Origin of the sequence: Pseudomonas sp. JZ114 (assembly GCF_051027705.1) — a bacterium.
Classification (GTDB): domain Bacteria; phylum Pseudomonadota; class Gammaproteobacteria; order Pseudomonadales; family Pseudomonadaceae; genus Chryseomonas; species Chryseomonas luteola.
In genome coordinates, this window is sequence record NZ_CP069256.1 from 172,099 (window position 1) to 196,053 (window position 23,955).

Annotated in this window: 22 protein-coding genes and 2 pseudogenes; 12 read left to right on the top strand and 12 right to left on the bottom strand. The window is 60.4% G+C overall.

Annotated elements, in window-relative coordinates; genetic code table 11:
* Positions 1 to 56 precede the first annotated feature (56 nt).
* Positions 57 to 1,814, bottom strand: a complete 1,758-nt coding sequence (locus tag JQR90_RS00820) for a copper resistance system multicopper oxidase (protein WP_434140289.1) — start codon at positions 1,812 to 1,814, stop codon at positions 57 to 59.
* 234 nt (positions 1,815 to 2,048) lie between these two features.
* On the opposite strand from JQR90_RS00820, the gene JQR90_RS00825 reads away from it, so the two are divergent.
* The gene (locus tag JQR90_RS00825) at positions 2,049 to 2,486 is read left to right on the top strand and encodes a YqaA family protein (RefSeq protein ID WP_434140290.1); all 438 of its coding nucleotides are present in this window, start codon (positions 2,049 to 2,051) and stop codon (positions 2,484 to 2,486) included.
* A gap of 54 nt (positions 2,487 to 2,540) precedes the next feature.
* On the opposite strand, the gene JQR90_RS00830 is transcribed toward JQR90_RS00825, so the two are convergent.
* Complete coding sequence (locus JQR90_RS00830) at positions 2,541 to 3,938, bottom strand: NorM family multidrug efflux MATE transporter (RefSeq protein WP_434140291.1); 1,398 nt, start codon at positions 3,936 to 3,938, stop codon at positions 2,541 to 2,543.
* A 125-nt stretch (positions 3,939 to 4,063) separates the two neighbouring features.
* Between JQR90_RS00830 and JQR90_RS00835 the strand changes: the two genes are divergently transcribed.
* From JQR90_RS00835 to JQR90_RS00845, 3 genes and pseudogenes are all read left to right on the top strand, one after another.
* Positions 4,064 to 4,990 (top strand): LysR substrate-binding domain-containing protein, encoded by a 927-nt coding sequence (locus JQR90_RS00835; RefSeq protein WP_434140292.1) that lies wholly within the window; start codon positions 4,064 to 4,066, stop codon positions 4,988 to 4,990.
* A 293-nt stretch (positions 4,991 to 5,283) separates the two neighbouring features.
* Positions 5,284 to 6,246: pseudogene (locus tag JQR90_RS00840) on the top strand (Cache 3/Cache 2 fusion domain-containing protein); the annotation flags it as partial.
* 180 nt (positions 6,247 to 6,426) lie between these two features.
* Complete coding sequence (locus JQR90_RS00845; RefSeq protein WP_371106377.1) at positions 6,427 to 7,149, top strand: methyl-accepting chemotaxis protein; 723 nt, start codon at positions 6,427 to 6,429, stop codon at positions 7,147 to 7,149.
* Between the two features lie 62 nt (positions 7,150 to 7,211).
* Here the strand turns inward: JQR90_RS00845 and JQR90_RS00850 are convergent, their stop codons facing one another.
* From JQR90_RS00850 to JQR90_RS00860, 3 genes and pseudogenes are all read right to left on the bottom strand, one after another.
* Positions 7,212 to 9,200 (bottom strand): BCCT family transporter, encoded by a 1,989-nt coding sequence (locus JQR90_RS00850; RefSeq protein ID WP_239383203.1) that lies wholly within the window; start codon positions 9,198 to 9,200, stop codon positions 7,212 to 7,214.
* Between the two features lie 110 nt (positions 9,201 to 9,310).
* On the bottom strand, positions 9,311 to 10,816 hold the full coding sequence (locus JQR90_RS00855) for a YifB family Mg chelatase-like AAA ATPase (protein WP_010796510.1): 1,506 nt from the start codon (positions 10,814 to 10,816) through the stop codon (positions 9,311 to 9,313).
* 129 nt (positions 10,817 to 10,945) lie between these two features.
* A pseudogene (locus JQR90_RS00860) lies at positions 10,946 to 11,191 on the bottom strand (accessory factor UbiK family protein); the annotation flags it as partial.
* A 395-nt stretch (positions 11,192 to 11,586) separates the two neighbouring features.
* Between JQR90_RS00860 and glnK the strand changes: the two are divergent.
* From glnK to cysE, 5 genes are all read left to right on the top strand, one after another.
* Complete coding sequence (gene glnK, locus JQR90_RS00865) at positions 11,587 to 11,925, top strand: P-II family nitrogen regulator (RefSeq protein ID WP_003096476.1); 339 nt, start codon at positions 11,587 to 11,589, stop codon at positions 11,923 to 11,925.
* A gap of 42 nt (positions 11,926 to 11,967) precedes the next feature.
* A complete protein-coding gene (locus JQR90_RS00870; RefSeq protein ID WP_434140293.1) occupies positions 11,968 to 13,305 on the top strand; it encodes an ammonium transporter in 1,338 nt (445 codons plus the stop codon).
* Positions 13,306 to 13,506: 201 nt separating this feature from the next.
* Positions 13,507 to 13,932, top strand: a complete 426-nt coding sequence (locus tag JQR90_RS00875) for a secondary thiamine-phosphate synthase enzyme YjbQ (RefSeq protein WP_434140295.1) — start codon at positions 13,507 to 13,509, stop codon at positions 13,930 to 13,932.
* A gap of 68 nt (positions 13,933 to 14,000) precedes the next feature.
* Entirely contained in the window at positions 14,001 to 14,330 is a 330-nt protein-coding gene (gene sutA, locus JQR90_RS00880) for a transcriptional regulator SutA (RefSeq protein ID WP_010796514.1), read from the top strand.
* Between the two features lie 96 nt (positions 14,331 to 14,426).
* On the top strand, positions 14,427 to 15,221 hold the full coding sequence (cysE, locus tag JQR90_RS00885) for a serine O-acetyltransferase (RefSeq protein WP_434140296.1): 795 nt from the start codon (positions 14,427 to 14,429) through the stop codon (positions 15,219 to 15,221).
* Positions 15,222 to 15,234: 13 nt separating this feature from the next.
* Here cysE and JQR90_RS00890 read toward each other — a convergent pair whose 3' ends face one another.
* From JQR90_RS00890 to lptM, 6 genes are read right to left on the bottom strand one after another with little or no spacing between them, the layout of a single operon-like run.
* Complete coding sequence (locus JQR90_RS00890) at positions 15,235 to 15,930, bottom strand: HAD family hydrolase (RefSeq protein WP_074821264.1); 696 nt, start codon at positions 15,928 to 15,930, stop codon at positions 15,235 to 15,237.
* Positions 15,927 to 16,820 (bottom strand): tyrosine recombinase XerC, encoded by an 894-nt coding sequence (xerC, locus tag JQR90_RS00895; protein WP_219651443.1) that lies wholly within the window; start codon positions 16,818 to 16,820, stop codon positions 15,927 to 15,929. The genes JQR90_RS00890 and xerC overlap by 4 nt, the downstream gene beginning before the upstream one ends.
* 1 nt (position 16,821) lies before the next feature.
* Positions 16,822 to 17,511 (bottom strand): DUF484 family protein, encoded by a 690-nt coding sequence (locus tag JQR90_RS00900; RefSeq protein ID WP_074821270.1) that lies wholly within the window; start codon positions 17,509 to 17,511, stop codon positions 16,822 to 16,824.
* Positions 17,508 to 18,338, bottom strand: a complete 831-nt coding sequence (gene dapF, locus JQR90_RS00905) for a diaminopimelate epimerase (RefSeq protein ID WP_434140297.1) — start codon at positions 18,336 to 18,338, stop codon at positions 17,508 to 17,510. The genes JQR90_RS00900 and dapF overlap by 4 nt, the downstream gene beginning before the upstream one ends.
* Before the next feature lie 6 nt (positions 18,339 to 18,344).
* A complete protein-coding gene (gene lysA / locus JQR90_RS00910) occupies positions 18,345 to 19,592 on the bottom strand; it encodes a diaminopimelate decarboxylase (protein ID WP_010796521.1) in 1,248 nt (415 codons plus the stop codon).
* A gap of 14 nt (positions 19,593 to 19,606) precedes the next feature.
* Entirely contained in the window at positions 19,607 to 19,732 is a 126-nt protein-coding gene (gene lptM / locus JQR90_RS00915) for an LPS translocon maturation chaperone LptM (RefSeq protein ID WP_010796522.1), read from the bottom strand.
* A gap of 175 nt (positions 19,733 to 19,907) precedes the next feature.
* On the opposite strand from lptM, the gene cyaY reads away from it, so the two are divergent.
* The 3 genes from cyaY (at position 19,908) to rnk (ending at position 21,027) form a co-directional block, all read left to right on the top strand.
* Complete coding sequence (gene cyaY, locus JQR90_RS00920) at positions 19,908 to 20,243, top strand: iron donor protein CyaY (protein WP_286787254.1); 336 nt, start codon at positions 19,908 to 19,910, stop codon at positions 20,241 to 20,243.
* Positions 20,218 to 20,445, top strand: coding sequence for a DUF1289 domain-containing protein (locus JQR90_RS00925; protein ID WP_010796524.1), 228 nt, complete (start codon positions 20,218 to 20,220; stop codon positions 20,443 to 20,445). The genes cyaY and JQR90_RS00925 overlap by 26 nt, the downstream gene beginning before the upstream one ends.
* Before the next feature lie 186 nt (positions 20,446 to 20,631).
* Entirely contained in the window at positions 20,632 to 21,027 is a 396-nt protein-coding gene (rnk, locus tag JQR90_RS00930) for a nucleoside diphosphate kinase regulator (protein ID WP_074821715.1), read from the top strand.
* Here the strand turns inward: rnk and JQR90_RS00935 are convergent, their stop codons facing one another.
* Positions 21,028 to 23,883 (bottom strand): class I adenylate cyclase, encoded by a 2,856-nt coding sequence (locus JQR90_RS00935; RefSeq protein WP_010796526.1) that lies wholly within the window; start codon positions 23,881 to 23,883, stop codon positions 21,028 to 21,030. It lies immediately after the preceding gene.
* Positions 23,884 to 23,955: the final 72 nt, after the last annotated feature.

Consider the following 23,955-nt stretch of genomic DNA (forward strand, 5'->3'; position numbering starts at 1 on the left):
CCAGCGCAAACGTACAAGCCGGCAGGCGGGTCGATAATGTGCTCACAGGCCTCTCCTTAAACATCGACAATAACTTCGCGGAACATGCCGGTTTCCATGTGGAAGAGCATGTGGCAATGATAGGCCCAGCGGCCAAGCGCATCGGCGGTCACGCGGTAGCTGCGCTTCGACCCGGGCGGCATGTCGATGGTGTGTTTGCGGACCATAAAGCGGCCGTGTTCGTCTTCCAGGTCACTCCACATGCCGTGCAGGTGGATGGGGTGCATCATCATGGTGTCGTTGACCAGCACGATACGAACCCGCTCGCCGTAAGTAAGCCTGATGGGCTCGGCATCCGAGAATTTCATCCCGTCGAATGACCAGGCAAAGCGCTCCATATGCCCCGTCAGGTGCAGCTCCAGGGTGCGGGTTGGCTCACGGCCATCCGGGTCGGGAAAGGTACTTTTGAGATCGGCATAGGTAAGGACACGGCGGCCGTTGTCCCGCAGGCCCATTCCGGGGTCGTCCAGTTTGGGGGCAGGCATCATGGTCTGCATGTCTACCAGCGGATTGCCGTCTTCGCTGGCCGGGTGCGTCTGCATGGCTCCGGTGTCATGCCCGCCGTGTGGTGTGCCATGGTTCATGGCGCTGTGATCCATGCCGTGACTGCCGTGATCCATCCCTGCGTGGCCCTGGGACGACGGTGCGCTGTGGTCGCCGTGCCCCATGTCCGCCATGCTTACCAGCGGGCGGGGGTCCATGTCTGGTACCGGTGCGTTAAGGCCTTCGCGAAGGGCCAGCGTGCCGCGGGCATAACCGGTGCGGTCCAGGGACTGGGCGAAAATCGTGTAGGCCTGCTGGTCGGACGGCTCGACGATGACGTCATAGGTCTCCGCCACCGCGATACGGAATTCGTCTACGCTGACCGGCTCGATGGGTTGGCCATCTGCCGCCACGACTGTCATCTTCAGACCGGGAATGCGCACATCGAAATAGGACATGGCCGACCCATTGATGAAGCGCAGCCGAATCTTTTCCCCAGGCTTGAAAATACCGGTCCAGTTGCCGTCAGGCGCTGCCCCGTTCATGAGATAGGTGTAGGTAGCGCCTGTCACATCAGCCAGATCGGTAGGCGTCATCCGCATCTCGGCCCACATTGCGCGGTCCTTTACCGTGGCGGACCAGCCGTTCTCGCTCACATCGTTGACGAAGTCGACCACGGTGCGCTGGTTGTTGTTGTAGTAATCGGCCTGCTTCTTGAGCGTCGAGAGGATATGCTCGGGCTTCTCATCGCTCCAGTCCGTCAGCATCACTACATAATCACGGTCATAGGCAAAGGCCTCCGGTTCACGCGGCTCGATGATCAGCGGGCCATAGACCCCCCGCTGCTCCTGAAAGCCCGAGTGGCTGTGATACCAGTACGTGCCGTGCTGCTGGACCTTGAAGCGGTACTCGTACAGACCGTCAGGTGCGATGCCGCTAAAGCTCAGCCCGGGTACGCCATCCATCGTGGCCGGCAGGATGATGCCGTGCCAGTGGATCGAGGTGGCCTCATCGAGTTGGTTGCGAACGCGCAGCGTAACGGTATCCCCTTCGCGCCAGCGCAGAAGCGGGCCGGGCAGGCTGCCGTTGATGGTCAGGGCGGTGCGCTTGGCACCGGTGATGGTGACGGGCGTTTCGCCAATGACCAGATCGAATTCGGTACCGGACAGCACGGTGGGTTGTCCGGGGCTGGTCAATGCCCAGACGGGGGTTCGCCAGAGGCCTAGGCCGCTCAGCAGACTGCCTGCTGCCAAGCCTTTCACGAACGTGCGCCTCGATGTAGTGGATGCCATGCAGTTGTTATCCCGTCGGTGGGCTGTGAGGGCCTTGTTCTTTTCACATAATCCGTTTCGGCTGAGGCGTATAAACCGCTTCGCCGCTACCTGTGGACGTTGCATAGACTGCCGATACGGCTGAGCGCTCCGTAACATCCGGAAATATTTAGCCGCCCTCTGGCCGATGCCGTATCGATAGCCTGAGGGGATGACAGTAGCGGAGCCAGGAGATGGTGGAAACAGGCAGAGCGCATGGCTGAGCTGACGGTATATGTCGGGTTGTTTCTGGTTGCCCTAGCCGCTGCTACCTTGTTGCCAGCCCAGTCTGAGGCAGCGCTGGCCGCGTTGTTATTACAGGGCAGTTATTCCGTGCCCTTGTTACTCTTGGCGGCGATTCTTGGTAATACGCTGGGCTCGGTGGTGAACTGGTTTCTAGGGCGCTCAATCGAGCACTTTCGGGACCGCCGCTGGTTCCCTGTTTCGCCCTGTCAGCTCAAACGCGCGCAACGGGGGTATCGCCGTTATGGACGTTGGTCGCTGCTACTGAGCTGGGTACCGGTCATTGGCGATCCGCTGACGCTGGTAGCAGGCGTTATGCGCGAACCGCTGCCCGTCTTTATCCTGCTCGTCGGCTTCGCCAAGACGGCGCGTTATCTGGCCGTCTCGGCACTGCTCCTTGGCTGGTACTGAGCGGACCGCGTGTCACCGCGGCTGCCATGACTGGCAATTCTCGAAAAGGCGCGCTTAACTCTGGGTAGCCCATTGTTTTTCCGCAGGCGATTCGACGTTCTTATGGCAGAGCAGACCCCGCATATGCCGCTCGAAGGCCCAGGTGAGCGCAACCGCTGCGCAGGCCAGACCCAGAGCCATCCCCCACCAGACGCCACGAGCATCAAAGCCTAATACCAGCCCTAAGAGCCAGGCTGAGACAATTCCCACACAGCAGTAGCAAACCAGGCCGATCAGCATGGCCTGGCGAGCCTGCCGGATACCCCGCAGCGCGCCCGAGGCGATGCCCTGAATACCATCGAAGAACTCAAACCAGGCGGCGATCGCCAGCAGGCTTACGGCCAATGCCATAACGGTGCGGCCGGCAGGGTCGTCCCGATCAATGAACAGACCCACCAGGGTCTCCGGCATGAGCCAGAATGCAATGGCGACGGCCAGCATGCAGGTGGCACCAACGGTAATGCCGATACGGCCAGCCAGACGTGATTCCGCAAACCGGCCCGCACCAAAGTGCAGCCCGACCCGCAGGCTGGAGGCATAAGCCAACCCCACCGGAATCATGAAGGCAACGTACACCAGCTGATTGGCGATCTGGTGCGCGGCGAGCTGAGTGCTTCCCAGCGCGCCCATGCACAGGGCAGCGGCGGCAAACAGGGCGGTCTCGACGGCATAGGTGCCGCCGATAGGCAGGCCCAGGCGCAGGGTTTCGCTGATAGCGCCCCGGTTGAGGCTGAGCAGTTTTCGCGCGATCGGGTAGGCTACATAGGCGCTGCGTGCCCGGATGGTCAGTGCCATGGCTAGTGCCATGGCCGTCATGACCAGCGCTGTGATCAGGCCGATACCCTTCAAACCAAGAAACGGCAGACCCATCCAGCCTTCGATAAAGGCCAGATTGAGCACCAGATTGGCCAGTGCGCCGCCAATAGCAATCGACATCACCGGCCCGGGGCGGCCGATACCGCTGGTAAAGCCGCGCAGGGACATGAACACCAGATAGCCGGGCAGGGCAAAGCTTACGGCGTGGATAAAGCCCATGGCTTCGCCTGTTGTTGCAGGGGCCTGCCCCAGGGTCAGCAGCGCCGGTTCCAGACTCCAGAGGATAAGCCCGGCGATCAATGCAAGGCCAAGGGCGATCCAGACGCCTGCGCAGGCGACATCTGTTACGCCCTCGGTATCGTCTTGACCGTGCCGGATTGCCACCAGATTACCGACCGCGGCGATGATCCCCACGCAAACTACCGTCACGAAGGAATAAGTGGCGGCCCCTAGTCCTCCACTGGCCAGCGCCTCGGAGCCGATGCGGCCCATCATGACCGTGTCGGTAAAGACCATGGCCACGTAGGCCAGCTGGGCGGTAATCAGTGGAACGGCCAGACGAGCCAGCGCGGACAGTTCGGTACGTAGCAGGGTCATGAATGAGTCAAACTCACCAAGGCAGAGAAGACGTCTGCCGGTCAGGCAGAAAGGCAGGGTGATTGTGGGTACACTTGGGCTGGCCCACAAACCGAAAATAAACCTGCCTGCCATGAGTTTTAATCATGTCTGAGTCGACTCGTCTTCCTCCGCTTTATGCCTTGCGCGCCTTTGAGTCGGCGGCCCGGCATTCGTCTTTCACGCGTGCCGCGCAGGAGCTTTCACTGACCCAGAGCGCCGTGAGCCGACATATCCGCACCCTGGAGGCCCATTTTGGGTGTCGACTGTTCGAGCGCTCGGGGCGGCAGCTGATCCTTACGGAACCGGCCAAACTGTTGCTGCCGGGCATCAGCGAAGGTTTCGAGGCATTGGGCCGGGCGTGCTCCGTGTTGTCGGTGGACGAAGGTGCGCTCCGGCTCAAGGCGCCCTCCACGTTGTCCCTACGCTGGTTGCTGGCGCGACTGTCCCGCTTTCGGCAGGCGAATGAGGGGATCGAAGTGCAGCTGACCAGTGCCTGGATGGACAGTGATCATGTCGACTTCATCCACGAACCCTTCGATTGTGCGGTGCTGCTGAGCCACGGTCGTTTCCCGGAAGAGTGGGAAAGCACCTTGTTGTTTCAGGAATGGCTGATTCCAGTTTGCTCGCCTGAAGCCGCAGCGGAGGGTCCCTGGGATGTACAGCGGTTGCGGGAGACCGAGCTGCTGCATCCCACGCCCGATCGTCGCGACTGGCGTCGCTGGCTTCAAGCTATGGCGCTGTCGGACGACATACCGATCAGAGGCGGACAGGTATTCGATACGTTGGAGCTTGGAATGGCGGCCGCTGCCCGTGGGTATGGGGTATCCATTGGAGACCTGGTAATGGTCTCGGAGGATCTTCAGCTTGGGCGGACGGCGCTCCCCTGGCCTACAGCGGTGGCGAGTGGTGAGGCGTATTACCTGGTATGGCCCAAGGCTCGACGCAACCCGAAGCGTTTCTCTCTGCTAAGAGATTTTCTTCTGGCTGAGGTCAACGCCATGACCTTACCTGATGTGACCTACCACTCATAATAAACATTCCGACGTCCATCGTGCTGATGGGTCAAGTTGTCTTACATCCCGCCGATAATCAAACGACCGACTTAGAAGATTCGCCCCGAAGAGGGCCTTGCGTGTACAGCATCTCAGGTCGTCAAAAGCCAACCTAACGTGAATGCCAGTCGGGGAATGCTGGTGTTCTTGAGGAGAATACCCCCATGTCGGGACGTCGTTTCGGTATCGCCGGGCAGCTTGCGCTTGCTCTGACGGTCATATTGGTTGTGGTTATCACAGGAAGTGGGCTGTTTGCGTTGCGCTCCTTGAGTATGTCGACGGAAGAGGCTCACCATCAACATCTGGCCAGTGAGGCACGGTTACTTGCTGATCAGCTCAAGACTTTCCATGGCACATTGAAAATCAGTACCCAACGCTTGGCCGGGTTGTTTGAGCGTCGCTTTGCGGCCGGACTGACACGCGATACGAGCGAGCGTGTCACCGTGGGAAGTGCCTCCACCCCTGCGCTTAGCCTGCAAGGCAATCGCCTGAACGGCGATTTCACACTGGTCGACGAGTTCACCTCGCTTACAGGCGGCGCCGCTACGGTATTCGTCCGTGATGGTGACGAATTTGTCCGTATCACCACGTCGGTCAAAAAAGAAGACGGCTCCCGTGCCATCGGTACGCAACTGGACCATAAGCACCCAGCGTATGCGGGCCTGCTCCAGGGGCAACCCTATGTTGGACGCGCGGTACTGTTTGGCCGCAACTACATGAACCAGTACACGCCGGTGCGTGATGCCTCGGGTCAGGTCATGGCTGTTCTGTATGTCGGCTTCGACTACACCGACGCCCAGAAAGAGCAGTTCGATAACCTGTCCGCGTTCCGTATCGGTAAGACCGGCTCGCTGGCCCTGCTGGATGAACAGAATAAATGGCTGGTAACACCGGCAGGTACCGACAAACCTGATGCGGCGCTGGCTTCCATCAACCTGAACACCAAGCAGGGCACGACGGTTGAGTGGGAGGATGGCAAGGCGGCATTCCAGAGCGTTGTCGCTCAGGTGCCAGGTGATGCCTGGAAAGTGATCGCCACGCTGCCAAAAGCGGAAGTGGGCGAGCTGATCTGGAAAGTAGGTACGCAGCTGGCGCTGGGTAGCCTGCTGGCCATGATCCTGGCAATTGGCGCCTCGGTCGTGATGCTGCGTCACAAGCTCAAGCCGCTGGATAACCTCGTCAAGCAGGCCCAGGCGCTAGGCGAAGGTCAATTGAGTGTCCGTCTGAAGGTTGAAAGCCACGATGAAATCGGCAAGCTTTCCCACAGCTTCAACCAGATGGCTGAAGCTCTGTCGAACACGGTAGATCGCGTACGTCATTCATCCCACGATGTGACTACTCGCTCCGATCAGCTGAGCACCCTGTCCGGTGCTACCCAGCGCCGTTCGGCCGAGCAGTCTTCCCAGATCGACAGCATGGCGAGCGCCGTGGAAGAGTTCAGCGCCACTGCACAGAACATTGCCGACAGCATGCGTAAAACCGAGCAGCTGACTAACGAAAACGCCGCTGAGACTCGTAACGGTACGGCCTCCATGCGTGCTGCCTCAAAAGCACTGGAGCAGATCGCCCAATCGCTGGGCACGACGGCTACCGTGGTCAATAACCTGGGCGAGCGTTCACAACAGATTGGCGGGATCATTAGCGTGATCAGTGGCATCGCCGAGCAGACCAACCTGCTGGCGCTCAACGCCGCCATCGAGGCTGCGCGAGCGGGTGAGCAGGGCCGTGGCTTTGCCGTGGTGGCTGACGAGGTTCGCAGCCTGGCCGGCCGTACCAGTCAGGCGACGCGTGAAATTTCCGAGATGATCGGTTCGGTGCAGGAAGAAACCAACCGCGCCATGAGTTCTATCGATGAAGGCAACCGCCTGATGCAGCAAGGTTTGTCGCTTAACGGTGACGTTGCCCAGGCCCTGCAGCGTATTGAAGCGCAGATCGATCAGGCCGTAGAGCAGTTCACCAGCATTGCCCAGGCTACCCAGGAGCAGAGCAGCACGGCGACTGCCCTGAGCCGCAACATCCAGACCATTGCCGTCGATAACGCCTCCCAGCGCGAAGCGGCGGAAGAGCTAGCCAGCACGGCCTATGAGCTCAAGCGTCTGGCAGAAGAGCTGAGCCATGAGGTAAATCGCTTTAGCTGATCGATGCGGTAGCAGGCACAAAAAAGCCGGTGCAGAGGCACCGGCTTTTTTATGGGTAACGATCAGCGAACGATATGCAGGAAATGCATGTGCCGCTCGTACTGATCCAGAATGTCGCCGATCACGTCGTCCCGGCTCCAGCCCATCACGTCATAATCCTGACCGCCTTCCTTCAGGTGCACATCGGCGCGGAAGTATTTGCGATCCTCGCGCTCGTTCTGGTCGCTCTGTGTGTCCCCCATGACAAAGCTCGGCATGGCATACGCGCGCGGGCGAACCTCATACACGAACTCAGGGTTCTCCTCAGGACCGACCTCAATACGTACCCGGCCATCGTCGCCATCTTTTACGCTGACAAGATAGCTCTGCTTACGTAGTTCTTCAGCAACAGATTCACACGCAGGCTTAACCACCTCCCCGATGAAGCGCACCACGTGGGTACGACGCGGGAACATGGCCAGATTACGCAGGCGACGCTGCCAGCCACCGGCTGAACGAGGCGCAGGGCGAGAGATGTTCAGCGCCTGGTAGCGGATACCCCGCTTGGTGGCATCGAGCTTGAGCGCCTTGAGCAGACCCCACATCGAACAGAGCAGTGCGATGGTAAAGGGCAGCGCCGTGGCAATTGTCGCCGTTTGCAGGGCCTTGAGACCATCGGCCAGGAGCAGTGCAATCGCCACGATGCCCATGGAGGAGGCCCAAAATACTCGCTGCCAGATCGGTGTCTTGTCGAGCCCGCCTGAAGCAAGCATGTCGACGACCATGGCACCGGAGTCGGCCGAGGTAACAAAAAACACCACAACCATGATAATGGCCACTATTGAAATAGCCGACGCAAAGGGGAAATGCTCGAGGAAGGCAAATAGCGCCAGGGAGCTGTCTTTGTTCACGGCATCGCCTAGTGACGTAATGCCCTGCCAGGAGATCATGTGGATGGCGGTATCGCCAAACACCGTCATCCAGAACAATGTAAAGCCGGCCGGTACTAATAATACCCCGGAAACAAACTCGCGGATCGTGCGGCCACGGGAGATGCGGGCGATGAACAGGCCCACGAAAGGCGACCATGCCAGCCACCAGCCCCAGTAGAACAGCGTCCAGCCGCCGATCCAATCGTTGGGCTTATAGGCATAGAGGTTAAAGGTACGGCTGACAATCTCAGTCAGGTAGCCACCGGTGTTCTGCACAAAGGTTTGCAGAATGAACACGGTGGGCCCCAGGACCAGCACCATCAGGAGCAGCAGCACGGCCAGTCCCAGGTTCAGCTCTGACAGGCGACGAACCCCCTTGTCCAGGCCGGTAACCACCGACAGGGTCGCCAGGGCCGTAGTCGCAATGATCAGGCCGATCTGCACCGGTACCGACACTTCCAGGCCAAACAGGTAGTTGAGACCGGTATTGATCTGCGCGACGCCAAAGCCCAGGGATGTTGCCACCCCTAGAACGGTACCCAGGATGGCGAAAATATCCACCGCATGGCCGATTGGCCCGTAGATACGTTCACCAATCAGGGGATACAACGCTGAGCGCAGCGTTAGCGGCAGCCCGTGACGGAAGCTGAAGTACGCCAGGATCAGCGCCACGATGGCGTAGATGGCCCAGGCATGCAGGCCCCAGTGGAAGAAGGTGATGATCAACGCCTCACGGGCGGCGTCCACTGTGCCAGACTGGCCAGTGGGCGGCGACAGGAAGTGCATGACCGGCTCGGCCACGCCAAAGAACATCAGGCCGATCCCCATGCCCGCCGAAAACAACATGGCAAACCAGGTCGTGCTGCTGTAGTCCGGCTCGCTGTGGTCCGGGCCGAGCTTGATGTCGCCATAACGGCTGACGCCCAGAAAGACTACGGTCAAGAGGATCAGCGCCACCGCCAGAATGTAGAACCAGCTGACGTTCGTAATAATCCAGGACTGAATGAGACCAAAGACGCTTTGCGCGCTCTCGTGAAAGGCACTGGCATAGATGACCAGGATAAGGATAAGCAAGGTCGAGCCCCAGAAAACCGGGGGATTGAGGGTACGGGTAGGTGGTGATTGGCTTTCGGTGGCCATCAGGCACTTTCTCCTTTTCTGTCGGCGCCAAGGTGGCTGCAAAGGAGTGCCTAGCCGACCCGCTCCGAGGGTCGGCATTGAAACACGAGGTGGTTGTCGCTCAGGTCACCTCAGGCACTCGCGGGTCTGTACTGCAATGCTTCAGCCAGATGAGACCGCAAAATCTGCGGCTCTGCTGCAAGATCGGCTAACGTACGTGCCACCTTGATCACTCGGTGCAGGGCGCGCAGGGACAGCCCCAGCCGTTCACCTGCGCTCTCGATCCACCGCTGGTCGTCTGCCGTCAATGCACAGTGTTGGTGCAAGGCACGCAAATCCAGAAAGGCATTCGCCACCCCTTGGCGAGCCAGTTGCCGCTCACGGGCGGCGGCGACCTGTTCGGCAGCCTGTTGCGTTGTAAGGCGGCCGGAATCGTTCTTGGTGTCAGGGCCGCCCAGACGCACACTTTCCCGGGCGACAGTGATATGCATGTCGATCCGGTCCAGCAGTGGACCGGAAAGTTTACCACGATAACGTTGTACCTGATCGGGCGAGCAACGGCAGCGGCCGGCCGGATCACCCAGATAGCCGCATGGGCAGGGGTTCATGGCGGCGACCAGTTGGAAGCGGGCCGGAAAGCGGACACGGTCCCGGGCACGGGAAATCACGATCTCGCCACTTTCCAGCGGCTCGCGCAGGACTTCCAGCACCTTGCGGTCAAATTCGGGCAGCTCGTCCAGAAACAGCACGCCCTGATGCGCCAGAGTGATCTCGCCCGGGCGAGGGCGACTACCGCCACCCACCAGGGCGGGGCCCGAGGCCGAGTGATGCGGCTGCCGGAATGGCCGCTGCGGCCAGTGAGCCATGGGCGTGTGGCTGGCAACCGAATGAATTGCAGCCACTTCCAGGGCTTCGAATTCATTCAGGGGCGGCAGCAGACCGGGCAGCCGGCTGGCTAGCAGAGTTTTTCCAGTCCCAGGAGGGCCTGCCAGCAAGAGGTTGTGCGAGCCTGCCGCTGCAACCACCAGAGCGCGTTTGGCAGCCACTTGGCCCTGCACGTCAACAAGGTCGGGATAGGGTTGCTCCTGCCGTCTCAACCCCTGGGCTTCGTACGGCGTAAGGGGCGTCTGCCCGGTAAAGTGCGCTGCGATCTCCAGCAGATGGCCCACCGCGATGACTTTAAGCCCGCCAGCCAGGCTGGCTTCCTCGGCGTTTTCATGGGGCACGATCAGTGTGCGTCCGGCTTCCCGTGCGGCAAGCGCTGCGGGTAATACGCCCTGGACGGGGCGCAGTGCACCGGAGAGCGCCAGCTCACCCAGGCATTCGATATCGGCCAGGGCATCCGCGGGTAACTGCGCACTGGCCGCCAGAATGCCAAGAGCAATGGCCAGATCGAAGCGGCCACCATCCTTGGGCAGGTCGGCAGGAGCAAGATTTAGGGTGATGCGGCGTGCCGGAAAGTCGAAGCCTGAATTGAGGATGGCGCTACGCACGCGATCCTTACTCTCCTTGACGGCGGTTTCCGGCAGGCCGACCAGGGTTAATGCTGGCAGACCGTTGGCCAGATGCGCTTCTACAGTGACGCAGGGGGCTTCCACGCCCACCTGGGCGCGGCTACAAACGATGGCGAGGGACATGATCACTCCTTGATCAGTGTCCCGCCGGCCGGGTTATTCGGCGGTCGGCGGGGTGGGTTCCGTTTTGTTGTTCTGGAAAGCCATTTTGGCTGATGTCGGTGTGTCTTGTGCAGGCTGGGCGGCAGCAACAGGCTCTTTGCCCTGGCCTTCCAATTCGGCCAGGCGAGCTTCCAAGGCCTCAAGGCGAGCGCGGGTGCGTTCAAGGACCAGCATCTGGGTGTCGAATTCTTCACGGCTAACCAGATCGAGCTTGCTGAATCCGCTCTGCATCAGCGCCTTGAACTGGTTTTCGATATCGGCACGGGGCGAGCCTTCACCAAATAGACGGCTGGCTTGTTGGGTCAGGGAGTCGAGTAGCGCTTTGGGTGGGAACATACGCTTCATCCATTAAAAAGTGTTCGGACCAGTGTATCACGCTCCTTTCCAGCGCCAGGATGCCGGGCATCTGCACATTTTTTGGGCACTTCTTCCGGGCGCTGTGCGCCAAGATGGTGCGATCTGCTGTGAAATAGACGCTATCTCATTCAACCGAAGCGCATAGAGGCGTTGCGCCATGCGGCTTTGCACGAAATGGCAAGGTTTCTGCTTTAGCCGTTATGACAGAGGCATCACGCACCAGGGATGCGGAAGCGAAGCGGTGATTGCTTCGTAGGCGGGCGAGGGTGGCGGCGAACCGTTTTAGAGCGGGGCGACGTTACAAAGCCACAGACTGCGCTTAGACTTGAGACGGGGTTCGTTCCTGGGGCAAGTCCACTTTTCGGGAGAAGTTCATGAAACTAGTCACCGCCATCATCAAGCCGTTCAAGCTCGACGACGTCCGCGAGTCGTTGTCCGAGATCGGCGTTCAAGGCATTACCGTCACCGAGGTCAAGGGTTTCGGTCGCCAGAAGGGGCACACGGAGCTATACCGTGGCGCCGAGTACGTTGTCGATTTCCTGCCAAAGGTGAAGATCGACGTCGCCATTGCCGATGACCAGCTCGACCGTGTCATCGAGGCCATTACCAAGGCAGCCAACACCGGCAAGATCGGTGACGGCAAGATTTTCGTTGTAAATCTGGAACAAGCCATCCGCATCCGGACCGGCGAAACCGATACCGACGCTATTTAAAAAACACCGTACTCCATACCCCCAAAGCCCCAGGAGAACATCATGACTCTGCGCAAGTACGCAGGGCTAGGAGCCCTTTTGTCCCTCGCTATGCCGAGCCTTGCTATGGCTCAGGAAGCAGCGGCGGAGCCGACGTTGAATAGCGGCGATACGGCATGGATGCTGGTGTCTACAGCACTCGTGCTTTTCATGACCATTCCGGGTCTGGCGCTGTTTTATGGCGGCATGGTTCGTGCCAAGAACATCCTGTCGGTAATGATGCAGTGTTTCGCCATTACCGGCCTGATCAGTATTCTCTGGATGATCTACGGTTATAGCCTTGCCTTCGATACCACAGGCATGGAAAAAGGCGTAACCAATTTCAATTCCTTTATTGGCGGTTTCGGCAAGGCCTTCCTGAGTTCCATTACCCATGATGGGCTGACAGGACCGGCTGCGCTGTTCCCCGAAAGCATTTTCGTCACCTTTCAGATGACCTTTGCGATCATCACCCCGGCGCTGATCGTGGGTGCATTCGCCGAGCGCATGAAGTTCTCTGCCATGCTGGTCTTTACCGGTGTGTGGTTCACCCTGGTCTATGCACCGATCGCCCACATGGTGTGGAGCGGTGACGGTGGCCTGATGTGGGATTGGGGCGTGCTGGATTTTGCTGGCGGCACCGTGGTTCACATCAACGCCGGTATTGCTGGTCTCGTGGCTGCCCTGGTGCTGGGCAAGCGCAAGGGCTATCCGACCACCCCGATGGCACCGCACAACCTGGGGTATACCTTGGTCGGCGCCGCCATGCTGTGGGTGGGCTGGTTCGGTTTCAACGCAGGCTCCGCCGTTGCGGCAAACGGCACTGCCGGCATGGCGATGCTGGTTACCCAGATCGCAACCGCCTCGGCAGCTCTGGCCTGGATGTTTGCTGAATGGATCACCCACGGTAAGCCCAGCGCCCTGGGGATTGCCTCGGGTGTGGTTGCCGGTCTGGTGGCCATTACTCCGGCTGCCGGTACAGTCGGCCCGATGGGTGCGCTGATCATTGGTGCGGTCTCGGGTGTGATCTGTTTCTTCTGCGCCACCAGCCTCAAGCGCAAGATTGGGTATGACGATTCCCTGGACGCCTTTGGTGTGCATGGCGTCGGCGGTATCGTGGGCGCGCTGCTGACCGGTATCTTCGCAGCACCGGCTCTGGGCGGCTTCGGCACCGTGACCGATATTGGCGGCCAGCTGTGGATTCAGCTCAAAGGCGTGCTGTTCACACTGGTGTATACCGGCATCCTGACCTTTGTCATCCTGAAGGTGATCGACATGGTCATGGGCCTGCGTGTCAGCGATGAGGAAGAGACCGTGGGTCTGGACCTGACGCTGCACAACGAGCGTGGTTACAATATGTAATAGCGAGCCGGCTACCGTTTGTCGGTCAAAAAAGGGCGCCTTCGGGCGCTCTTTTCGTATGCGCGAAAGAAAGTCATTTTTCGTGCGTTATTGCCCGGAACACCCGCTCGCAGCCCCGGTCTGAACGTCAGCTTTAAAGAGCCTCTTTGTTTTTTCGAAAGCCGCGCTAGAATGCGCGCCCAGCAAGCCTAGGAGTCCGCCATGTGGCATCAGCGACAGATCACGCTGCGCGCCCGAAGCCGTGGATTCCATCTCATCACGGATGAGGTGGAATCGGCCTTGCCCGAACTGGAAAGCTGTCAGATCGGGCTGCTGAACCTGTGGCTGCAGCACACGTCGGCTTCATTGACGATCAATGAAAATGCCGACAGTGCGGTGCGTCGCGATTTCGAGCGGTTCTTCAACCAGCTTGTGCCGCAGAACGTGCCAGGGTACGAACACGATTACGAAGGGCCGGACGATCTACCGGCACACTTCAAGAGCAGCCTTCTGGGCTGCAGCCTGACCATACCTGTGCAGGCCGGAAGACTGGCGCTAGGGACGTGGCAGGGGATTTACCTGGGTGAGCACCGCGACCATGGCGGCGCTCGTCGGATAATGGCTACCTTACAGGGTGTGCCAGCATGAATTTTTCTTGAGCAGCCACGTCAAACTCGCGGCTGGTCAGTAACTAACCTGGTTTTCGAGGGTTTTTTATGAGTGATGAAGAGCTGGAACAGGACGATATCGAATCCACTGACGATGACGATACCGAGGACTTTGCTGCGGCCGCAGACGAGCCCGATGTAGAAGTCGACGACAGTGCCGAGGCGGAAGAACCTGCTGCAGGCAAAGGGAAGAAGAAAAAAGAAGCCGAGCCCGAGGAGTTGCCCTCCATCGAGGCCAAGCAGAAGGAGCGTGATGCGCTCGCCAAGGCCATGGAAGAGTTTCTGGCCCGTGGCGGTAAAGTGCAGGAGATCGACGCGAATGTTGTTGCTGACCCGCCTAAAAAGCCTGACAGCAAGTACGGCAGCCGCCCGATATGATTTTAAAACCCGCCTGTATGGCGGGTTTTTTATGGGTGGCGGATTCTGGCGTGGACATTATCCTGTGCAGTCCATCTGCAGGAAGACTTCATACCGATGACCTCAACCCCAACCCTTCAGGCGCGCTGGCAGAGCCTGCGTGACCTTGCCTCCAGTACCATTGTCCAGGAGCGCGCCCTGGAGCCCTGGCTGACCGAATCCATTCTGGAGCAGAAAGAGCTGGGGAGTGCCCTGGCGTTTCGCCTGAGCCGAACGCTTACCGTCGATGCGGTGCAACGGCAGACGCTGCACGCGCGTTTCGTGAGCGTGCAGCAGGAGCATCCTGCGCTGATCGAGAGCGCCTGGGCTGACCTTGAGGCCACTGTTACACGCGATCCTGCCTTCGATACCCCGTTGGAGGTTTTCCTGTTTTCCAAGGGCTTCCTGGCGATCCAGGCCTACCGCCTCGGACACCGGCTCTGGCTCGACGGGAACCGCATGCTGCCGCTTTATATACAGGCTCGCTGTAACGAGATGCTGGCTGTAGACATCCATCCGGCCAGCCGTATCGGGCAGGGCATCATGCTTGATCATGGTACCGGGATCGTGATTGGCGAGACGGCGGTGGTCGAGGATGACGTGTCCATTCTGCAGGCGGTCACCCTCGGCGGGACGGGCAAGGAGTGTGGTGACCGGCATCCCAAGGTGCGACGCGGCGTGATGATCGGCGCCGGCGCGAAGATTCTGGGCAACATCGAAATTGGCGAAGGAGCCAAAGTTGGGGCGGGCAGCATCGTGCTCAAGCCGGTCGCACCGCATACCACCGTGGTCGGCAACCCGGCCCGACCGGTTGGCACGCCACGCCACGAACAACCGGCACTGGTGATGGATCAGTCGTTCGATCAGGACTGATCCACCGTGTCGGTTAGCTCCAGCGCTCCAATACCACGGGGAGCTCGTTGAGGCTGCGGATCTCGGCATCCGGCGCATTTTCACCGGACCAGGGCTTGCCTGTAGGGTTGAACCAGATGGCCCGTAGCCCGGCCTGCTGAGCGCCCTGGATGTCATCGACAGGGTTATCGCCTACGTGCACCGCCGCATCGGCGGTCACGCCTGCCCGGCGTAGCGCTTCGTTGAAGGGGTGCGGGTCGGGCTTGCCGATACCCAGCTCTTCTGCGCATAGGGCAAAACGGAAATAGTCAGCCAGGCCGATCTCGTGAACATCAGCATTGCCATTGGTCAGTACGCCCAGGTCATAGCGCAGCGATAGCTGCTCCAGCGTCTCGTGCACGTCCTCGTACAGGGTGACCTGCTGACGAGCAGCCAGGTAGATGGCGAAACCGGCTTCGGCCAGCTGCCCGGCCTCAGGTTCTTCGTAACCAGCATCCTGCAAGGCCCCATGAATGACGCGGCGACGCAGTTCGCTGACGCGGTGCCGGAGGCCGGGGTCGCGCTCCAGGAGCCGATCCCTGATCTGCCACAGGTGCTCAACCGGGACCGGTCCCAGCCGTGATGCCTCGGTTTCCATCCAGGTACGAAGCGCATCTTCGGCGCTGTGGATGACCGGGGCTATATCCCAGAGGGTGTCATCGAGATCGAAGGTAATCAGGCGGATAGTCATGTGGATTCTGTTTTTCGCTTGGCACGTGGATGGGCATCATCATAGACCTGTGCCAGGTGCTGGAAATCCAGATGGGTATAGATCTGGGTTGTGGCGATGTCCGCGTGGCCCAGCAGCTCCTGTACGGCGCGCAGATCACGGGAAGTTTCCAGCATATGGCTGGCAAAGCTATGGCGCAGCATGTGTGGGTGCAGGTGCTGGCCCAGTTCGCGTACGCCCGCTTCACGGACGCGCAGCTGAATCGCTCTTGGCGTGAGGCGTCGGCCGCTCTGACCGATGAACACGGCATCATCCTGGGCGGCCAGGGCGCGTGGCGGCAGCCAGCGTTCCATAGCCTCCCGCGCCTTGCTGCCCACCGGGACGATACGCCGCTTGTTGCCCTTGCCGCGAACACTGATCAGGCCATCTTTAAGGTCCAGATCGACAATATCCAGCCCGACCAGCTCGGACAGGCGTAGACCAGAGGAGTAGAAGAGCTCAAGCATCGCCTGGTCGCGCAGGGCAATGAAGTCATCCTCCACAGCGCCATCCAGGAGCTGTGTGGTGCGGTCCACGTCGAGGTTCTTGGGTAGCTGTTTCTGGCCTTTGGGTGCACTGACACCATTGGCGGGATCATGCTGGCAGATCCCCTCGCGAATGAGGTACTGATAAAAGCCCCGGATAGCTGAGAGCAGACGGGAAAGACTGCGGCTGGACTGTCCCTTGCGGTGCAGCTGAACGATCAGGGCGCGCAGCCGACGCGCATCGAGGCTGCTCCAGTCGGTGAGCTGTTCCTCGCGGCAGAAGGCCAGGAGTTTCAGCAGGTCACGGCGGTAACCATCGAGAGTATGGACCGACACCTGACGCTCGCTGCGTAGGTGTTGGCAGTAAGCGTCGAGGCGTTCTTCCATGTCAGCGTACCGAGCGAAGGGGAGTGGGAAAGCGCAGCAGGGCGCGAGACAGCACTTCGGCAACATGGGTTAGAAACACCGTGCCTAGTGAACTCTTGTAATGCTGTGGATCAGGACTGCCAATGGCAAGTACGCCATGCATGCCTTGGTGAATCAAGGGTGCAACCGCGGCCGATCCAACCTCGTCCTGCGCGGCTTCGCCAAACAGGAATTTCAGTTCATGTGAGCGCAACGCCCCGCTGACCGCCTTGCCGCCCGACAGCAGTCCACCAATACACTGGTGCGCCTCGGCGCTGGTCACGCTGCGGCCTACCGGCAAGGGCGATTCATGGAACAGAATCAGCCCTACATAAGGCACCTTGAACTCATGGCGCAAGCTGTCTTCGACTGTGCTGATCACATCTTCCAATGTATTGGCATCCATGAGATCAAGCACGAGACGGCGGGTTTTATCGAACAACCGGTCATTATCACGAGCCACATCCATCAGATGCGCCAGCCGATGACGCATCTCGACGTTGCGGTCGCGCAGCAGACCCAGCTGGCGCTCCACAAGGGAGACCGCCGTGCCGCGCTGGTGCGGAATGCGCATCTCGGCCAGCAGGTCCTCGCGGTCTGCAAAGAAGTCCGGATGCTGTTCCAGCCAGGCCGCAACCTGATCGGCATCGAGCGGGGGCGTTTGGTCTGTCATAAACGTACCTGGCCTTCGTATACACGGACGGCGGGTCCTGTCATGAGCACCGGCTTGCCGGGGCCGGCCCATTCGATATCGAGCAGGCCGCCGGGCAGCTCGATCTGTACAGGCGAATTTAGCCAGCCCTGGCGAATACCCGCAACCACGGCTGCACAGGCGCCGGTCCCGCAGGCCTGGGTTTCACCGGCACCGCGCTCCCAGACGCGCAGGCGCGCCCGGTGTTCATCGATGACCTGGAGAAAACCGATATTGGCCCGGTTCGGAAAACGGGGATGATGCTCAAGTTTGGGGCCGAGTTCATGCACTGGCGCGGTATCGACATTGTCGACCCGCAGGACGCCGTGAGGGTTGCCCATGGACACCGCTGCAAGTTCGACGGTACGACCCTCGACCTGTACCGGGTAGCTGATCGCCTCGGCGTCGGCCTCGAATGGAATCTGCCTGGGCTCAAGGCGTGGCGCACCCATGTCGACCATCACCTGATTGTCGTTACGCAGCCGCAGCTCGATAATGCCGCCTTTGGTCTCGACCTTGATAACTTTCTTGACCGTCAGACGCTTGTCGAAGACAAAGCGGGCAAAGCAGCGAGCACCATTGCCGCACTGCTCGACCTCTGAGCCGTCGGAGTTGAAAATCCGATAGCGGAAATCGACATCCGGGTTGCTTGGCGTTTCGACGATCAGGAGCTGATCGAAGCCGACCCCCGTGTGCCGATCGCCCCACTGGCGGGCGTGCTTGGGCTGGATATGCGCGTGCTGGCTGATCAGGTCAAGGACCATGAAATCATTGCCAAGCCCGTGCATCTTGGTAAACCGCAATAGCATGAGAGGTCACTCCGGTAGCCGGCTTTCGCCTGCATAGAGTTCCTTGACCGTCTCACGGCGGCGCACCTCGAAGGCCTGCTCGCCATCTACCAGCACCTCAGCCGCACGACCGCGACTGTTGTAATTCGAACTCATGGTAAAGCCATAGGCACCTGCTGAGCGAATGGCCAGCAGATCACCTTCAGCCAGAGCCAGGTCGCGGTTCTTGGCTAGAAAGTCACCGGTCTCGCAGATAGGGCCGACCAGATCATACGCACGAGTTTGGCTGTCGCGAGGCGTAACCGGCACAACGTCCATCCAGGCGTCGTAAAGCGCTGGGCGGATCAGGTCGTTCATGGCTGCATCGATAATGGCGAAGTCCTTGTGCTCGGTGTGCTTGAGATATTCCACACGCGTAAGCAGCACGCCCGCATTGGCCACGATGAAGCGGCCGGGCTCGAAAACCAGAGCGATATTCCGTCCGGCAATGCGCTCGCGGATCGCCTTGATGTAATCGCTCGCCAGAGGCGGCTCCTCGTTGCGGTAGCGCACGCCCAGGCCGCCACCGAGGTCCAGGTGACGGATTGTGATGCCACGCTCGGCCAAGCGGTCAATCAGTGCCAGCAAACGATCCAGCGCATCGATGAACGGCTCGAGCGTGGTGAGCTGGGAGCCGATGTGGCAGTCCACTCCGATGATCTCAAGGTTTGGCAGCTCCGCTGCGCGGGCGTATACGGCCTCGGCCTCGGCGATATCGATACCAAACTTGTTTTCCTTGAGGCCGGTGGAGATGTACGGGTGGGTGCCGGCATCCACATCAGGATTCACCCGCAGCGAGACGGGTGCCTTGCGGCCCATTTCGGCGGCGACTTCCTGCAGGCGCTCAAGCTCCACCCGGGACTCCACATTGAAGCAGTGCACGCCGACTTCCAACGCACGGCGCATGTCGTCACGGGTCTTGCCGACCCCGGAGAACACCACCTTGGCGGCTTCGCCGCCAGCGGCCAGTACACGCTCCAGCTCGCCGCGGGACACGATGTCGAACCCTGCACCCATCCGTGCCAGGACGTTAAGAACGCCCAGGTTGGAGTTGGCCTTGACGGCAAAGCAGACGAGATGAGGCAGCCCGGCCAGCGCATCGGTATAGGCGCGGTACTGGCCCTCGATGTGTGCCCGGGAATACACGTAAGTGGGCGTGCCGAAGCGCTCTGCAATAGCGCTCAGCGGCACACCTTCCGCATGCAGACTACCTGCGCGGGATGTAAATGACTCCATGGAAGGCTCCCTGGTCAGAACGTGTCGTGGCGATGCTCGTGAGCCGCTTTTTCATCGTCCGGAAGGTACAGGTCACCTTTTTGGCCGCAGCCTGCCAGCAGGCATGCGAAAGCAATTAGAGCAAGGGAAAGGCGCTTCATGGCGAATCCTTTGAAAAGCATGATTGACCCGGAGTATACCCGGCACCTGCCCCCTTGCCTATGTAACGCCGCGCGTGCCTGACAGGCCTGGGCGGTGCAGCCGTCTTTGCGACTGGACGAGGGGCGGTCTCCGGGGTAACGTCGAGGTCTTTTCAATACCGATTCAAGGAATCCCATGAGCAGTCTGAGCGAAGCCCGCTTCCACGATCTTGTCGATACTACCCAGCAGGCGGTCGAAGACATCCTCGACGACAGCGATCTGGACCTGGATCTGGAGAACAGCGCCGGTGTCCTCACGATTCGCCTGGAAAACGGCAGTCAGGTCATTCTGAGTCGTCAGCCTCCGCTACGGCAGCTCTGGGTGGCGGCCCGCTCGGGTGGCTATCACTTCGATTATGACGAGGCGGGCAGCCAGTGGATCTGCGACAGCACCCAGGAGCCGCTGGGCGAACTGCTGACCCGTGTCATTCGCGAGCAGACGGGCGATGAGCTCGATTTCAGCCAGCTCTGATCTCTCGTTATCAGGGGAGGACGCCGAATCGGTGCCCTCGCCCTGCATTCGACGCTGTTGCCTGGACGGTCATGATATCTGCCTAGGCTGCGGCCGCACGCTGGATGAGATTCTGGCCTGGGGCGAAGCGTCAGCCGAAGCGCGTCGGGCCATCATTCTGGCCGCACAGGCGCGCAGGAACCATCGATCCGCTACTAGCTGACCGGTGGTTCCGTCTACCCTGATCCCTGTGTTACGGTCAGTCCATCTGCAGCCGAAGGGCTGCACTCCCAACGCCGCCCATGCGGCATCCGTTTCGGCATGAGACATGCTGTTCAGTACCTCGAAGCGCCGCCTGTAGCCGTTGCTGCAAGCGCGTTTCCGACATCCAGCCGCCAAAGGAGGCATCATGCGCCAGATCGCTCAGCCCATCATTACGCAGACTGACTATCAGCAGCTCGACCGCCTGCTCGATAGCCTTGAGGAATTTGGCCCTGCCGCCGAGGCGCTCGAAGAGGAGCTGGAGCGCGCCAAGGTGGTACCGCCTGATGAGGCGGAAGGTGTTGTGACCATGCATTCCCAAGTGCATTGCCGCGAAGAAGGCAGTGGCAAGGAATACCATCTGCGTCTGGTGTATCCCAACGAAGCCCGGGAAGAAGGCACCGTATCCGTGCTGACGCCCGTGGGCAGTGCACTGCTAGGGCAGACGGTAGGTCAGCGCGTTGAGTGCACGGCACCCGGCGGGAAAACGCTGCACCTATCGCTACTTGAGCTGGAGCCGACGGCCAAGGCAGTCGGCTACTGATCAGACTGCCATGAACGCCTGGTTGAGCGCCTCTTCCAGCTCTGCCTTGAGCCTCAGGTAGGCCAGGGTGTGCGGGCGAGGCTCGCCAGGCACGTGCAGAAGATCCAGATCCGTCAGGTAGCAGCGGTAACGTTCTCCGGTACGGCGGCGCGCCAGGATATGGCGTGCCACCTCCTGGTACAGCCGTGGGCCGTAGTCGAGCTCGGAAAACTCACGGTGATCGCAGTATAGGGTTACCAGACGGCGCCCGGCCTTGGTGGCGGTCACAATGGCCTGAACCGCATAGTACGGCACCGTTTCCAGGGGCAGATCAATCTGTCGCCGCTCCAGATGCCGCGCCCGTTGAGGTGCTGGGGGCAGGACCTGGAAATAGTGCATCTCAGCCAGCGGTACCCGACTGGCCTCCAGGGGCACTTGGGCACTCTGCCGGCGGTGAATGGAATGCAGGAAACGCTGCAGGGGGGCCAGCAGCGTATGCTCATCATGGAAAGGCAAGCGCTGTGACCAGAGGGCGTTGTGCTCATCCAGTACGTAGACACGTGCCGTTTCACCTTCCTGTCGATAAAACACCTGAATGCTGCCGGTACGGCCCAGCGGCAGGATAAGGCCGAGTTCGTCACCCTCCAGCGCATGGGGGTCCAGGCTCAGGGGCGTCCATTCCTGCTTTGGAGCGGACAGGTGCAGCAGCAACGAATCCCGGTCGGCCAGTGGCGTATGGCTCAGCTTGCCCTCGCGCAGCTCGAGCATGTGGAAACGCTGCTGGATCTGGAGCAGATAGCGCGTCTTGTGCTCACGCAGCATGGCCGTGCGGACTTCGTCGAACACTGCTTCCACGCGTTCTACGATCAGCGGTGCCCGGTTCCGGCAAAAGCTGCGTATCGACAGGCGAGGCAATGACTCCTGATCGCCAGAGGGCAGGCTGTTGAAGTAGGCGCATAAGCAGTCGAGCAGGGCATTGGCCCCTTCGAAGCGGTTGACGTACAGTTCGTTCCAGCTGTTGAGGGTGATCTGGTCCAGCGTCAGCACCAGGTTTTCACGCATCCCGGCGTAGCCCAGGGCGTCGATACGATCGCTGGTGAGGTAGACGTTGCGCTGACTGTGCTGGTAGAGCGGATCGATCCCTACGTTGATCAGCAGCAACACCTCGCGGGGCGCGGCCGGGCGTAGCAAGACGGCTTCCGGTACGGTGTCCGGTCGGTCGTTGAAGCTCTGCTGGAAACTCTGGATCAGATTGTTGAGTTCGAACGGGGTAAGGTCGCTCTCGCCGGCATGCAAGGTCAGGCGGGTGGCATTGTCGATAATGCCGTTGTAGCGACACCAGGCCAGCAGCTCGGCCAGTTCCCAGGTGCGCTTGAGTGGGGAGTGCGAATGGCACTCTTCTGCCGTCAGGTTGCCACGGTGCAATGACCACGGGCGGCGGCGCTCGCCAAAGGGGCGCTCTTCCTGCACCAGGGTAACGAACTCTTCGGCCAAGTCTGGCGCAATGCCCGGGTTGATAAAGTCGATTTTGCCGGCCTTGCGCTCGAACGCCGCATACAGGCGGCGCCCCAGAATACTCAGGTCGCGCGGGGCGAGGTGGCTTTCAACCTGCTGTTGCTGGGCGAACTGCGCCAGGAAGCGGTAGCTGTGAGTCAGGGCATTGACCAGAATCCGACGCTCGGCGCTGACGTCATCTACCTTCCAGCCCTGGCGCTCGTCCAGCTTGCGCAGCATATGCTCATCCCAGCCCCAGGACTGGGTCAGCTTTTCCATCAGCAGACGTTGCCAGCTCTTGCGGCCTTGCCGGGGCGGACGGCTCAGGGGCTTGCCAACCTTGAGGTACAGGCAACGACGGACCAGTTCGAGCCGATCCAGGTCGCCGCGCAGGAGCAGATATTCTTCCAGGCGCTGGTACACCAGCCTATAGGGATCGACCTGATCGAGATCCGTGACGCCCGAATGGACCAGCTGTTTGAGGCGTCGGCTGAGCGTGACCGTGTGCGGGTGCTCGCAGGCGTACAGCTCGGTCACCATGAGTTTCAGGACTGATTTGTAGGGCGAGCTGATCCCTTTGAATAGTTGCCACAGCCCGGCGCCAATGTATTCGCCTGGAGGGATGTGGTCGATATGGCCGAAATCCAGTACCTCGCGCGCCTTGATGAAGCGATGGTGCAATAGTCGCTGGGTAAAGCCTTCGTAGTCGCTCTCCTCCTGAGCGACCGGCACCTGCCACCATAAAGGCGTACGGCCGCCTAGCCAGATGGCGGTGCGATAGAACTCGTCGAGTAGCAGAAAGTGCTGCGCCGTACCGCAATCGTCCGACGTCAGGAGCCCCGGGCGCTGGCCCTGGCTGAACTGGTCGGCGTCAATCAGAAAGATATGCAGCTCGGCATTGAGCGAGGCCGCCCAGGTTTCAAGCAGGGCACACTTGCGCTGCAACTCGGCGAGCGCCTGTGCACTCATGCCGGGGGCATGGCAGAGCCAGATATCCAGGTCGCTGCTGTCGGCCTGGGTCAGGGTGCCCAGGCTGCCCATGAGGTAAAGGCCATGCAGCGGCTCGTCCCGATGTGTACGTGCGGGCTTATAGGCAAACGAGCGGGTCAGGCGACGGGCTTCTGCCAGCTGCTCGTCCGTCGGCTCAAAGCCGGTCAGGCCGGCCGGCGTACTGGCCGAGACATAGCCCGGCAGCATGGGATGATTGACGTGCAGCAACAGGGGCAGCAGGGTCAATACCGGCTGCTGTCGGCTGGGCAGGCCTTCCAGAGCGCGAACGAGGCGACCAGTGTTGATGGTCAGAAAGCGCGCGCGCACCTGCTTGAGGGCTTTGCGATCAATGCCCTCGTCGTCATCCAGTTGAAGGTCAGGGAAACGGGTCATGACGGGTCCATAGCTAAGCCGCAAGCGTACCAGTCGTACCCATAAAGTACGACTGGTTCACAGTGCGTTCGT